A 12211-nucleotide genomic window follows, 5' to 3' on the forward strand; every position below is an offset into this window, starting at 1 on the left:
GCCTCGGGGTCGGCGGGGGGTTCGGTGACGGTAAAGGGGGCCTGCTGACTCACGACTGCCTCCTCTCAGCGGCGGTGCTCCCAGCGGCAGTGCCCCCGGCGGCGGTGCTTGCAGCGGCGGCGGTGCTTGCAGCCGCAGTTCTCCCGGGTGCAGTGCTTCCAGCGGCCGTGCTTGCAGACGCAGTGCGTCCAGCGACAGTGCCCTCGACGGCGGCAGCCCACGGCGCGATGTGGCGGCGCTGCCGTGAGTCGTCGGGCTGGTTGCGGCTCGGGCTAAAGAAGACCCCGGGGGCGTGGAGCAGCTTGCTGAAGGGGAAGATCACCAGCAGCGCGAGGACCAGCAGCAGATGGCTGAGCAGCAGCGGATCGGTCGGCAGCGGCTGCCAATCGAAGCGGAGCAGGCCGAGGAAGAAGGCCTTAACGGCAACCACGTCGGTCGGCTGCAGGTGCTGCATCCCCAGGCCGCTGAGGGCGATGGCAAGGAGCAGCGCCAGCATGAGGTGATCGGAGAGGCTGCTGATGTGGCGCAGCCGATCGACGATCAGCCGCCGCAGCCACAGCCCAGCCAGCGCGATCACCAAGGCGTAGGCGGCGTAGAGGCCGAGCGGCTGCAGCAATAGGAGCCACTGCGGCACCGGCTCGATGACGTAGCGCAGGTGGCGCAGGACGACCAGCAGCAGGGCGATGTGCATCAGCCAGCCGAGCAGCCAGATCCACTTATTCGAGCGCAGTAGGCTCCAGAAGAGGGTCACCTCACTGGCGACGCGCACTGCTGCGCCGCTGCGGGTCGTCGGTGCCGGTGTCGTCGGGATGCGCAGCGGCGCTGGGGTGCGCGCATAGAGCGCGATCCGAGCGACCAGGCCGGCGACGAAGAGGGCGCCGGCTAGGTAGAAGAGCACAGCAAAGGTCGCGGTCAACACGGCTCAGCCTCTCGGATCGCGCGGCTGCGCCTTAGACGCAGCCGGTCGGTTTCGGCAGCCCGGCGTAGCGGCACGCCTGCTTCGCCGGCCCGTACGGGAAGAGCTCGTAGAGGTACTTGCTGTTGCCCTTTTCCGGACCGAGGCGCTTGCCGATCTGCTTGGTCAGCACCCGCACCGCCGGGGCGATCTGGTACTCGTCGTAGTACTCGCGCAGGAAGTTGATCACCTCCCAGTGCTGCTCGGTCAGCTCCTGGCTGTCTTCCTGGGCCATCACCTCGGCGAGCTCAGGGCTCCACTGGCTCAGGTCTTGGATGTAGCCCTCTTCATCGGTTGGTATCGTCTGACCGTTAAGCTCAATGGCCATGGTTTCTCTCTCCTCTCTGCTGCTTGCGCGTGTAGTGATTTGCCCGGTGTCTCTGGTGTGTGCGCTGTGTATGTGGCGCGTGCGGCGCCTACCGTGCAGGGGGCGGTGCCGTCCCCGCCCCGCGCTGGATCGTCACCCTCTGGACTGCTGCCCGCAGCACCGCGCCCAGATCTCTTACACCCACGCCTGGTGGGGGCCGTAGTCGACGATCAGCTGAACGAAGCCTTCGTAGTCGACGATCTCAGCGCCGGCGATCAGGGCCTCCGGGGCCACCCCGCGCGCGCTTAGGTCGGGGCCGAGGACGTACAAACGCCCCTGGTTCGCCAAGTCGCTCAGTGTGGTTGCGCTCGGTGCGGCGGCCAGTGCGCCGTAGACCCCGTCTTCGATCAGCAGCAGACGGCTCTCAGCCGATTGCGCCTCAAGGTGCAGCAAGCACGAGTCCAGATCGCGGGTCTGCAGTGGAGATTTATTAACGGTGTGCAGCATGGTCTTTAGCCTCTGTCGAAGATGCTGAATCAGGCGACACCGCGAAAAACGGCGCTACGGTCAAACGGTCAAAACGACATGATGACGTCTTGTTCGGACATCAGTGCGCTCATGCGCGCCCGATCGACGACCTCGACCGGCACCACCAGATCGTCGGCGGTCATCCCGCGCGCCTCTAGCGACTCGCGCTCGACGTAGAGCTTTTCGATGTCGTAGCCCTCAAGGGCGCGGTAGGTCGGAGCGAAGTTCTTCATCTCGATCGCCTTGGCGTCTTGCCCCTTGCGCAGCTGCAAGACCCCGTCATCAAGGAAGGCGAGGCTGACGTCTTGATCGAAGGCGGCGCTGATCAGCACCACTTCAAGCGCCTCAAGGGCGTAGATGGTGCCGTGCGGCGCCTTACGGTTGACGAACATAAAGCGCTTGATTGTGCTCGCTGCATCCTCATCGAACTCGTCGTTCACAGCACTGTTCTCCTCTTGTGTGGGGCTGCATCCGGCTAGTGGTTGTTCTCGCTCTCGTTTTCGCTTCTGCTCTGGCGCGCTCTTGCGTGGAGCGCGGGGGCGAACGCCTACGCCCTCGATCAGTCGCCGAAGGTGACCAGGCGGTCGGCCTCGATACCGATCTCGACCAGCTGTCCGAGGCCCGAGATCCGAAAGCCCGGGGCTAAGATCTCGTCTTTGACGCCGCGGCGCAGTGCGGCGGCGACACAGACGACGAGATCGACGTCGTGATCGGCGGCGAGCTGCGACCAGCGCTGTACGATGTTGCGATCGTCCTGCTGCGGCTCCTGCAGCCGGTTGGCGTTATGCACCCCGTCCATGTAGAAGAAGACCCGCGGTACGCGATGCCCCATCGCGATCGCCGCCTTGGCGAAGTGGTAGGCGCTGTCGGCGGCCTGATGTTGATAAGGGCTCTCGTTGACCAGGATCGCAAATTGCATCGATGACCTCCTGCCAGGGCGGGCTCGCGGTGCGAGCTAGAAACGCAAGTGCGCAGAGGCGTTCAGCTTAGCCCGTGAGCCGTGCCAGTGCTCAATGTGGTGCCGCGTAAAGGGCAGATCGGTGAGTTCGAAGAAGCGCACCCAGCCGATCCGTTCGATCCACTCGCCGACCCGCTCGTAGTCACGGGCGTGGTCGCGATAGGCGTAGAGGATCTTTTTAACGTGTTCGGCTACCTCCGGCCAGCGCGGCGGATTGTTCGGCAGGCCAGCCACCACCATCTTATGGAAACTCGGCACGCCGCGGGCGTTCGAGTGGTTGCCGCCGACCCAGATGGCGAGTTTCGAGTGCTCCGGGTCGTTGATCTGCATCGGCGGGCAGGGCGGGAAGCAGGCACCGCAGGCGACACACTTGCGCTCATCGACCTCAAGCGACGGCTTGCCGTCGACCACCGCCGGGCGGATCGCCGCGACCGGACAGCGGGCGACCACGGATGGGCGCTCGCAGACGTTCGCCACTTGATCGTGCTGGATCTTCGGCGGCTTGGTGTGCTGGATGTTGATGGCGATATCGCCCTGACCGCCGCAGTTGATCTGACAGCACGAGGTAGTGATGTGGACGCGGTTGGGCATGCGCTCCTGAATGAACTCCTCGTGCAGCTCATCCATCAACGACTTGACCACGCCGGAGGCGTCGGTCGCCGGGATATCGCAGTGCAGCCACCCTTGGGTGTGGGAGATCATGGTCACCGACGGGCCGGTGCCGCCGACCGGGAAACCGGCCTGCTGCAGGGCGCCGATCAGCGGTTCGACCTTGTGCGCCTCCGCGACGGTGATCTCGACGTTGGAGCGGATGGTAAAGCGCATATAGCCGTCGGCGTACTGATCGGCGATATCGCACAGCGAGCGAATGGTGTAGACATCCATCTGCCGCTGCGTGCCGGCGCGCACCGTCCAGACCTCCTCGCCGCTGTGGGCGACGTGGTGCAGCACCCCTGGGCGCGGGCGGTCGTGGTACTGCCACTGCCCGAAGTTGCGCCGCAGCGTCGGATGCAGGTGCGGGAAGGGGTCCGGGGTGCCGCTCTCAATCGGTCGCCGGGGCTGGGTTGGGGTTGCTGCTTCGGCCATGGCCAGTTGCTCCTCCGCTAGCTGACATCGTGCTCGGCGGCCCGCTGCCGTTGACGTTCCCGCCACTTCTCCGCCTGCTCATCCCAGTCGTCCATCCGCACATAGGAGATCGAACGCGGCTCGCGGATCATATTCGGGTCGACCTCTAGGCCGACCGCCTCAAGGAAGTCGGGCAGGCCGATGCGCTCGATCATCTCGCCGACACGTTCGTGCTCGAGGGCATTCTCGGCGAAGAAGTCGACGACCTCTTGCGCCGTCTCTAGCAGCCGCTCGTAGTCTTCGTGGGTGCGCAGCGGCATAAAGGGGACGACGACCGTGCCAAAGAGATCGCCGATGCGCAGGGTGCGTTTGCCGCCGACGAGGATCGCGACGCCGCGATCTTGACCGGGGGCCAGCGCCTTGGTCATGACGTTGATGCAGTGCATGCAGCGGACGCAGGCCGAATTGTCGATCTCAAGCTGATCGTCGTCAGTCAGACTCAGCGCCCCGGAGGGGCAGCGAGTGATGACATTGTCGATGGTGTACTGCCGCCCTTTGCGCGCGACGAAGGCATGCACCTCGTGCTGATCGACCTGAATGGCATCACGCCACGTGCCGATGACAGCGAAGTCGGAGCGCTCAATGGCGTTCATGCAGTCGTTGGCACAGCCTGAGACCTTGAATTTGAACTTATACGGTAGGCTCGGGCGGTGGATGTCGTCGAGGAAGTTGTTGATGAGCATGCGGTGAATCTTCTGCTCATTGCAGCAGGAGTGCTCGCAGCGCGCTGCACCGACGCACGACATCCCGGTGCGGACCGCCGGCCCGGCGCCGCCAAGATCGAAGCCGTACTCGTTGAGTTCATCGAAGCACGCCTGGACGCCATCGGCGGTGATGCCCTGGAGCATGATATCGCCGGTCTGTCCGTGCAGGGCGATCAGCCCCGAGCCGTGCTTCTCCCAGATATCGCACAGATCGCGCAGCGTCTGCGTGGAGTAGTGCATGCCGGCCGGCGGGATGAAGCGCATGGTGTGGAACTCTTGCGCTTCCGGGAATTTTGGTTCGCCGTGTTCATCTTTGAGCTCGGTAAAGCGCGGGATGATGCCGCCGCCGTAGCCGAAGATGCCGACCGTGCCGCCCTTCCAGTAGCCCTTACGATCGGTGTAGGAGTGCTCCAACTGCCCGAGCACCCCGGCGATCATCGGCTTGGTCTCGGCCAGGCGCTTGAGGCCGGTGACAAAGCTCGGCCACGGGCCGCTCTCGAGCTGATCGAGCTTGGGTGTATCGTAGAGCTTCTTAGCCATCGCGCTGCTCACCCCTTGCTTGCTGGGCTCGGGCCGGGAGTCGGGCAGCGCCCGCTTACACCGAGGCGGGGGCTGTGGCCGGTCCGACCGTTTGTTCAGGATCAAAGTAGCGCGCGCCAAGGGGCTTGGAAATATCCATTCGCGGGGTCGCATGGGAGAGGGGGCTATCCCTTTAGGGATAGGGGGCGCTTCGATGATCAACCCCTATGGTCGCGATCTTGGCTTTCGGGGGACGAGTCTGTCAGGCGCTCAGCGGTCAGGGCGCGGCGCAGATGAGTGCGCAGTTCCGCGGGTATGAAGAGGCTAGCGACCTGCCGAATGAGCGGGTGACGGAAAGTGTAGTGCAGGTCTTTTTGATCTTCTTGATCAGGGCATTGAATCACTACTTCCGCAGCAAGCAGTTCGGTGAGCCTGTTCTGAACTTCAGCACGAAGCCCCGCTGGAATATCGCCGCGGAGTACTGCTTTGCCAATATTTTGACTGTTTTTAATGGTTTTAATGATGTTGCTACAGTCAGTATATATTTGATAGGCATTGCTTTGGCGCAGAGGATCGGCTGCGACTACGATCATTAAATCGCGCTGGGTGAAGCGCTCGTCGAGAACGGCGGCGAGTTGTGCGGTGCGGCGCGCAATGCCGTGCTGGTGTAGAGAGGCACCGAGAAGGTCGTAGAGTAGGCAGGTCAGGTTGCTGCCTTTGTCATAATCGTGCCCGCTCTGAACACACTGACCATGGCGCTGCTGCCCTTTTGTGAGTTGTTCGATAAAAAGTGGCACGCCAGAGCAGCGGGCGATTAGCTTGGGTGCGAGTGGGGATGCTCGATGCGCTGGAGATTGTACATCCCGGTGCAGTTTTTTCTCGTTCTTATTCTCGGTCTTGTCCTCGCTCTCGGGTAAGGGAGGCGCTTCACTGAGTTGTTCAGCTATGACTGTTGCTAGCTGTGTCCCTTCAGTATTATTCAATGGGCCAAGCTGCAGGATTGGCAGCTTGCGCAGAGGCCTTGGCACTGCGTCGATGTGGCGTGCAGTCAGTAGAACCAGTAGTCGATTATCTTCGGACTCTGCGCTTGTCTTCGGCGGTTGGTCAGGGTCCTCCGGGCGTGAACTAAGATCCCGTCTCGATCTCGAATTCATTGCGTCCCTAGCGAGAATCTTTTCGAAAAGTGCCAGTGTCGAGGCGTCGGCCCACTGGGTATCTTCAAGCACGATAACGGTCGGCCTACGCTGAGCGAGTGCACCGGCAAGTTGGACAAAGATTTTTTTAATGCGTTCGCAGCGCTCGGTTGCGCTGAGTTTGTGTACCCCCGCTTCAGGCGGTGGGGTGATGTCTGCCAGCTCGGCGATCAGCTCAATAGCTAGCGGATCGTCGGTTTCGAGTCGGCCTAGCCAGTTGCGTAAACCTTTTTTTGCCGTCGCCCATGATTGTTCTGAGCTGACCGAAGCGGTCTTCACCAAGAGACTGCTCAGCGGGTGAAAAGCAATATTTCTCTCGGGAGGTTCACAATTCAGTTCGCGCCAGCATCCCCCGGCCGCCAATACCTCCTCGCGCAGCCATGCGACTAGACGTGATTTGCCGATTCCGGCCTCGCCGGTGACGATTACGCCTGTCAGGCCATTTTCTGGGGGGGCGTTCTCCGTATCGTTTGCCGTATCCCTTGTCGTATCCTCCCGAATGCGTCGCCAGTAAGCTGCTAGCTCGGCGCACTCGCGCTCGCGTCCGACGATTGGGTAGAGGGTGGGGCGGTACCCTCCTTCGGGCCACCCTGCGGTGGTATCGAGCCAGTAGCTGTAGGGTGGTTGTAAAGCGCTGCATTGGGGGTGAGAAGTTGGCGAGATCTGCAGAGCTAAGGGGATCAGCTGCGAGGGGGCATGTGGCAGTTCGGCGAGTTGTTGTCCGCTCTCACTGCCGAGCAGCACCGCCGAACGGGCGTAAAAGGGACCGGGCGCTGTTCGGGTGAACGCAGCAAAACCGGCAAGATTACGGGCAATGAGAGCGGGTGTGCCGAAAAGGGTACAAGAGTCTAGGGGACATACCTGTACCATGCCGCACTCAATGCCGATATGAACATCGCTTTCAGTGCTGAGTTTGCGGGCGGCGCGTAGCGCCATCATCAGGGTCTGTTCTTCGGCTGTGGGGTAGCCGAACCACAGCGTAATTCCGTAGGGTTCGTGCTCTGGAGAAGCGAAGGCGTGGTAGTGAGCCGCAATGAGCTCCGCGCGGTTGCACAGCGTCCGATAGCGTTCGTGCAGTATTTCAGGATCGTTATGTGGCAAGACTTGGGCGTGGAGGGCGGTAACGTGGCGACACTCTGTAATGTACGTCCCTGTTGTGCTGTCGTGGCTACCGTTCCTGTGGAGTAAATGGCTGACAAGAGTCGTTGTCGCGGGTTCCGGTTCGCGTTGTTTCTGTTCCCTGAGATTGTAGCGTAGCGCCTGATAAGTCTCGATCGCCTCGGTATATTCGCCGGCGGCGAGGAGGCGGCGCAGTAAGCAGCGCTGCCCGCCTTCATGCCAGTAATCGAGTGCGGGGGCGTAGCGGGCGATGGCGATGGCTTCCGGATGTGTTCTGCGTAGGCCCAGGTCGTCAGCAAGGGTAATAGCCCATTCGATGGCGCGCACGCGGTAATGGATACGCTGTGTTTCGATCCACTGCTGAATGGTGCTATCGGGGGCAAGTTCAATGCCGTCGAGAAAGGTCTTGGAGCAGGTTTCGAGGGTGATGCGAGCCTGTTCAGAATCAATGCTGTTGCCGGCGGGGTCGAGATTGCCGTTGGGGGCAAAATGGAGGTAATCGAGCGGGTCGGTGTCGAGGCATAGCTGAATATCGGGGCCTAGGCCGATGTGGTTCGAGCTGACGGAGAGGGGGAGAGGCGACATCGGCGCTATTGCGTTGCAGGCGGCGCGGATACGACTAAGGGCCTGACGGAGCGAGACCCGAGCATTGTGGCTCGACTGCTCGGGCCAGAGCAGTTCGGCGAGCGTGCTGCGGTCGATGGCGGGGCATGGGGCGGACGGGTCGCGCAATTGAGCCTGGTAGGCAGGCAATGACCAGTCGGTGTGGGGCGGGGTGGTGAGGGCGGCTCGGCGCGCGGCAAGAACGAGGTAGGCGAGCAGTACACGAAGCTTAGTGTAGCGTAGTCCAGTGTCGAGCCGCCGTCCGTCGAGCGTGGCACGGAACTGGCCTAGAAGCCGGACCTCTAGTTTCGGCACGCTCCTCCCCCCTTCTCCTGTTGACCGTGCTCGATTCTTACGTCCTGGTGCCTGAGGATCAGGATGAGAGCTGCCTGGTCCGCTGTCTACCCCCGTCTATCTCTTTCCGGCGCCGCCGTAGGCGACTTTGTGTCGCAAGCGGTGTGGCTGTTCACGGCGAATTCACGCCCTTTGTGCAGAAGGCGGTTGCCTGCAACGACGCGGCGTGGCCGAATGGACCGGGGTCCGTGGGCGATCGCCTGGGTAGATCCGAGCCGATCCGGATCGATTCTAGCAGATCGGGGTGGCTCAGGGCGCCGGGTCCGTGGGTCTTAGGCAAGTTGAGCCTGTTCGAGAAAGGAGATTCGCTGATGGCTGTTGTGCAGGTGGTTCGTAGGTTCGTCGCTATTGCCCCCGGGCCAATGGCATTGGCGCTGGTGCTGGGGTTGGGGTTGGGTAGCGTATCGGTAGCGGCAGCCTCCGAGCGAGCCGAGCAGGAACGGGTGCCCGGTGTCGGTACGGCACTGTTGGCACTCGATGTCGCGCTGGTTGCTTTTGATCGGAAAGACATCGACGACTCTTTTGCGGGTGTTGGTATCGGGTTGACGGCGCGCCCCACTACGCGGTTGGCGGCTCGCCTGCGGATGGAACGGGTCGAGGAGTATGATGCCGATGAGCTTGATGGAGTCTCTGTTCACCGCATGCGCATGGGGCTGGCTTTTCGCGATCCGGTGACTGCAACCATAGATGCGGTCTACGAGTTTGAAGTCGGGTACACCTCGGCTTCAAGTGAGGCACGAGATTTCGAAGTCTTCGACGGTGTGCGCTCCTATCTGGAGTACGGTGTTCAAGTCGGTATGTCTGGGAGCAGTGAGCGCTGGCGCACCGACTTGATGGCGGTAGCACGTACTAATAACGACTCCGATATCGATAATCAACTCGGCGGAAGGCTGGAGATCACCGGTTATGCCGCCGATTTTCGCTATGCCGGTTTCATCGAGGGGGAGATGTTGACCGATGATCGAACAGTGCGGCTCGGGGTGCGGCGGATGTTCCACTAATAGGCGCCGGTTTTCTGCTTCATACCGTTCACGAGGGCGTGTGGAAGATCAACTGACCGCATCGGCGATGCGTCTATCTAGCCAGTAGCGATGATGGCCGGGCAGGGAGCCACAGACGAATCCAGTGTGCCCCCCGTTAGGAGTCAGTTCCAGGGTGATGCCGGGGCCGAGTTCGTTGTGGCTCGGGATGGCGCTCTCAGGAACGAGCGGGTCGTCGAGGGCGTGAAGGATGGTTGTCGGCTGGGTAATTCCGGCAAGGCGTTGCCGACAGCTAGCGCGCCGATAGTAGTCGGCGCTATCGGCGAAGCCGTTGATCGGCGCGGTGATCAGGTCGTCGAACTCACGCAGGGAGCGGATCTTTGCGATGCGCTTGCAGCTGACCGGTGCCGCCTCGGGGCCAGTCTCCGGGCAAGCGGCGAATTTACGGATTGCAAGCGGCCTGAGCTTGCGCAGCAGATGCTCCTGATAGATCCAGCCGATCCCCGATTCGAGCGCCGTTGCGCACGGTGCCAGCTCGAAGGGTACTGAGACCGCCACGGCGTGGTGGAGCGGGGCGTCTTGGCGTTCGCCGAGCCAGTTGAGCAAGATTGAGCCGCTCAGCGAAAAGCCGCAGGCTGCCAATCGCTGGTGCGGGTAACGGCGTTGCAATGTCTCGATTACGGTATCGAGATCGTCCCACGCGGCGGCGTGGTAGGAACGCCGGTGACGGTTGGGTTCGGGGCTGGCGCCGCGGGCGATCATCACCACACTGCCGATGCCGCGGCGACTCAATTCGGCGACCAAGCCGCGGATAAAGCCGGAACTTTCATTGCCGGCCAGGCCGTGGCAGATGACGACCAAGTCGCCGCCGGCCGAGCCGGTGGGTGCCGAGCCGCCACTGGCCAAGCCGTTGCCGACTAAGCCGTTGCCGACTAAGCCGCTATCAGCCGGGCCGCTATCAGCCAGGCCACAAGTGACAGGGCCACTGGCGCCCGGGTTCCGGCCTGCAGGACCCCACATCAGGTCGAGGAAGTCACCATCGGGCAGCTCAAGGCGTTCACGACGAAAGGCAATCTTCGGCGCTCGGCGGCAGACGGCCGGAAAGATCGTCTGCAGGTGACTGCTTGGCAACCACCAGGCAGGGGAAAAATCACTTACCATGCGCCCACCACTCTCCTCCGTGCGCCGTTTCGCCCGCCACCCGCCGCTTTGTCCACCATTCGCTACCCAACCGCTTGAACTCCAGCCTGTTAAAGCCCTGCCGCCGCTCTATCTCGATCCTGTCGCTCAATCCCGACCGAGCCACTGAATCCGATAGAGATCGAGGCGTCGATCCTTATAGTTACGAACCGAGCCCTCGTTGCGGATCTCCGTCAGCTTATCGAGATCGAGATCGACGATCAGCGTCATCTCGGTGTTCGGTGTTGTCTCGGCGACGATGGCATCGTGCGGGAAGGCGAAGTCGGCCGGCGAGAAGACCGCCGATTGCGAGTACTGGATGTCGATATTCTCCACCTTCGGCAGGTTGCCGACCGAGCCGGTGATGGCCACGTAACACTCGTTCTCGATCGCCCGCGCCTGTGCGCAGCGGCGCACCCGCAGATAGCCGGTCTGGGTATCGACCCAGTACGGCACAAAGAGGATCCGCGCCCCCTTTTGGTTGAGGATACGGGGCAGCTCCGGAAACTCGACGTCGTAGCAGACTAAGATGCCGATCTTACCGATGTCGGTCTCGAAGACCTTCAGCTCGCTGCCGCCGCGCACCCCCCAGTAGGAGCGTTCATCGGGGGTGATGTGCAGCTTATACTGCTGATCGGTGGTGCCGTCGCGGCGACACAAGTAGGAGACGTTATAGAGCGTCTGCTCCTGATAGACCGGCATCGAACCGGCGATGATGTTGATGTTGTAGGCGACCGCCAAGCGCGTCATCTCATCGACGATCTCCTCGGTATACTGCGCCAGACCGCGGATCGCCTCGGCCGGGTACTCCTGGTTAAAGAGCGAGAGCAGCGGGCCGTTGAAAAACTCCGGAAAGAGGGCGAAGTCGGCGTTGTAGCCGGCCAGCGCATCGACAAAGAACTCGACCTGATCGATCAACTCATCGACCGAGCTCATCGGTCGCATCTGCCACTGCACCGTGCCGACCCGCACCACTGCCTTGCGCCGCGCGATCAGCGGCTGCTCCTTCGGCTCGTAGAAGATGTTATTCCACTGCACCAGGGTGGCGTAGGCGTGCGAGTCGCGATCCGAGGGCAGGTAGTCGGTGATGATGCGCCGGACGTGGAAGTCGTTCGCCAACTGGAACGAGAGGATCGGGTCGTGGATCTCGCGCCGCTTGACCAGCTCGATGTACTCCTGCGGGGTGACCCGCTCGGCGTGCTTGGCGTAGCCGGGGATGCGACCGCCGGCGACGATGCCGCGCAGATTGAGTCGCCGACACAGCTCCTTGCGCGCATCGTAGAGGCGGCGACCAAGGCGCATCGAGCGATAGCCCGGATCGACAAAGATATCGACGCCGTAGAGGACATCGCCGTTAGGATCGTGCGTGGTCAGAAAGCCGCCGCCGGTGATCTCCTCATAGGTGTGCTTATCACCGAAGCGGCCGTAGTCGACGATCAGGGTGATGGCCCCGGCAACGACGCGGCCATTATCCTCGATGCAGATCTGCCCCTCCGGGAAGCGGTTGATCTGGGCAGCGAACTGCTCGCGTGACCACGCCCCATCCATCTCCGGATAGACTTGATCCATAATGTGCGCCACATCGTCGTAATCTTCGAGCACCATGTTGCGCAGCCGCAGGTGGTGCTCGTCGTGCTCGATGCGGTCGGAATCGCGCTCGGGATCCCGTTGTTCAGGGTCGTGATCG

Annotated in this window: 11 protein-coding genes; 1 reads left to right on the plus strand and 10 read right to left on the minus strand. The window is 62.2% G+C overall.

The window, feature by feature from the left end:
- Positions 1–49: 49 nt before the first annotated feature.
- The 8 genes from CKO15_RS09285 to CKO15_RS09320 form a co-directional block, all read right to left on the minus strand.
- Complete coding sequence (locus tag CKO15_RS09285) at positions 50–919, minus strand: respiratory nitrate reductase subunit gamma (protein WP_338036036.1); 870 nt, start codon at positions 917–919, stop codon at positions 50–52.
- 31 nt (positions 920–950) lie between these two features.
- Positions 951–1283, minus strand: coding sequence for a TusE/DsrC/DsvC family sulfur relay protein (locus tag CKO15_RS09290; RefSeq protein WP_200195386.1), 333 nt, complete (start codon positions 1281–1283; stop codon positions 951–953).
- Between the two features lie 174 nt (positions 1284–1457).
- A complete protein-coding gene (gene tusB, locus CKO15_RS09295) occupies positions 1458–1769 on the minus strand; it encodes a sulfurtransferase complex subunit TusB (protein ID WP_200195388.1) in 312 nt (103 codons plus the stop codon).
- 68 nt (positions 1770–1837) lie between these two features.
- Positions 1838–2182 carry a sulfurtransferase complex subunit TusC gene (gene tusC / locus CKO15_RS09300; RefSeq protein ID WP_200195430.1) on the minus strand — a complete coding sequence of 115 codons (345 nt, stop codon included), beginning with the start codon at positions 2180–2182 and terminating at the stop codon, positions 1838–1840.
- A 167-nt stretch (positions 2183–2349) separates the two neighbouring features.
- Positions 2350–2709: a sulfurtransferase complex subunit TusD gene (gene tusD, locus CKO15_RS09305; RefSeq protein WP_200195390.1), complete on the minus strand. Its 360-nt coding sequence runs from the start codon at positions 2707–2709 to the stop codon at positions 2350–2352.
- A gap of 36 nt (positions 2710–2745) precedes the next feature.
- Complete coding sequence (dsrB, locus tag CKO15_RS09310; protein WP_200195392.1) at positions 2746–3834, minus strand: dissimilatory-type sulfite reductase subunit beta; 1089 nt, start codon at positions 3832–3834, stop codon at positions 2746–2748.
- Between the two features lie 17 nt (positions 3835–3851).
- Positions 3852–5117, minus strand: a complete 1266-nt coding sequence (dsrA, locus tag CKO15_RS09315) for a dissimilatory-type sulfite reductase subunit alpha (RefSeq protein ID WP_200195394.1) — start codon at positions 5115–5117, stop codon at positions 3852–3854.
- A gap of 197 nt (positions 5118–5314) precedes the next feature.
- Positions 5315–8326, minus strand: coding sequence for an AAA family ATPase (locus CKO15_RS09320; RefSeq protein ID WP_200195396.1), 3012 nt, complete (start codon positions 8324–8326; stop codon positions 5315–5317).
- A gap of 350 nt (positions 8327–8676) precedes the next feature.
- Between CKO15_RS09320 and CKO15_RS09325 the strand changes: the two genes are divergently transcribed.
- Positions 8677–9366 (plus strand): hypothetical protein, encoded by a 690-nt coding sequence (locus tag CKO15_RS09325; protein WP_200195398.1) that lies wholly within the window; start codon positions 8677–8679, stop codon positions 9364–9366.
- Positions 9367–9414: 48 nt separating this feature from the next.
- On the opposite strand, the gene CKO15_RS09330 is transcribed toward CKO15_RS09325, so the two are convergent.
- Together CKO15_RS09330 and CKO15_RS09335 are read right to left on the minus strand one after the other, a co-directional pair.
- Positions 9415–10506 (minus strand): YheT family hydrolase, encoded by a 1092-nt coding sequence (locus tag CKO15_RS09330; protein ID WP_200195400.1) that lies wholly within the window; start codon positions 10504–10506, stop codon positions 9415–9417.
- Positions 10507–10632: 126 nt separating this feature from the next.
- Positions 10633–12129, minus strand: a complete 1497-nt coding sequence (locus CKO15_RS09335) for a bifunctional GNAT family N-acetyltransferase/carbon-nitrogen hydrolase family protein (RefSeq protein WP_242464693.1) — start codon at positions 12127–12129, stop codon at positions 10633–10635.
- Between the last annotated feature and the right edge of the window lie 82 nt (positions 12130–12211).

This window comes from Halorhodospira abdelmalekii, from assembly GCF_016583625.1.
Classification (GTDB): Bacteria; Pseudomonadota; Gammaproteobacteria; order Nitrococcales; family Halorhodospiraceae; genus Halorhodospira; species Halorhodospira abdelmalekii.

Coding starts and splice junctions, on each gene's coding strand:
- CKO15_RS09290 (WP_200195386.1), bottom strand. CDS start 1,283: ATGGCCATTGAGCTTAACGGTCAGACGATACCAACCGATGAAGAGGGC.
- tusB (WP_200195388.1), bottom strand. CDS start 1,769: ATGCTGCACACCGTTAATAAATCTCCACTGCAGACCCGCGATCTGGAC.
- tusC (WP_200195430.1), bottom strand. CDS start 2,182: ATGTTCGTCAACCGTAAGGCGCCGCACGGCACCATCTACGCCCTTGAG.
- tusD (WP_200195390.1), bottom strand. CDS start 2,709: ATGCAATTTGCGATCCTGGTCAACGAGAGCCCTTATCAACATCAGGCC.
- dsrB (WP_200195392.1), bottom strand. CDS start 3,834: ATGGCCGAAGCAGCAACCCCAACCCAGCCCCGGCGACCGATTGAGAGC.
- dsrA (WP_200195394.1), bottom strand. CDS start 5,117: ATGGCTAAGAAGCTCTACGATACACCCAAGCTCGATCAGCTCGAGAGC.
- CKO15_RS09325 (WP_200195398.1), top strand. CDS start 8,677: ATGGCTGTTGTGCAGGTGGTTCGTAGGTTCGTCGCTATTGCCCCCGGG.
- CKO15_RS09330 (WP_200195400.1), bottom strand. CDS start 10,506: ATGGTAAGTGATTTTTCCCCTGCCTGGTGGTTGCCAAGCAGTCACCTG.
- CKO15_RS09335 (WP_242464693.1), bottom strand. CDS start 12,129: ATGGTGCTCGAAGATTACGACGATGTGGCGCACATTATGGATCAAGTC.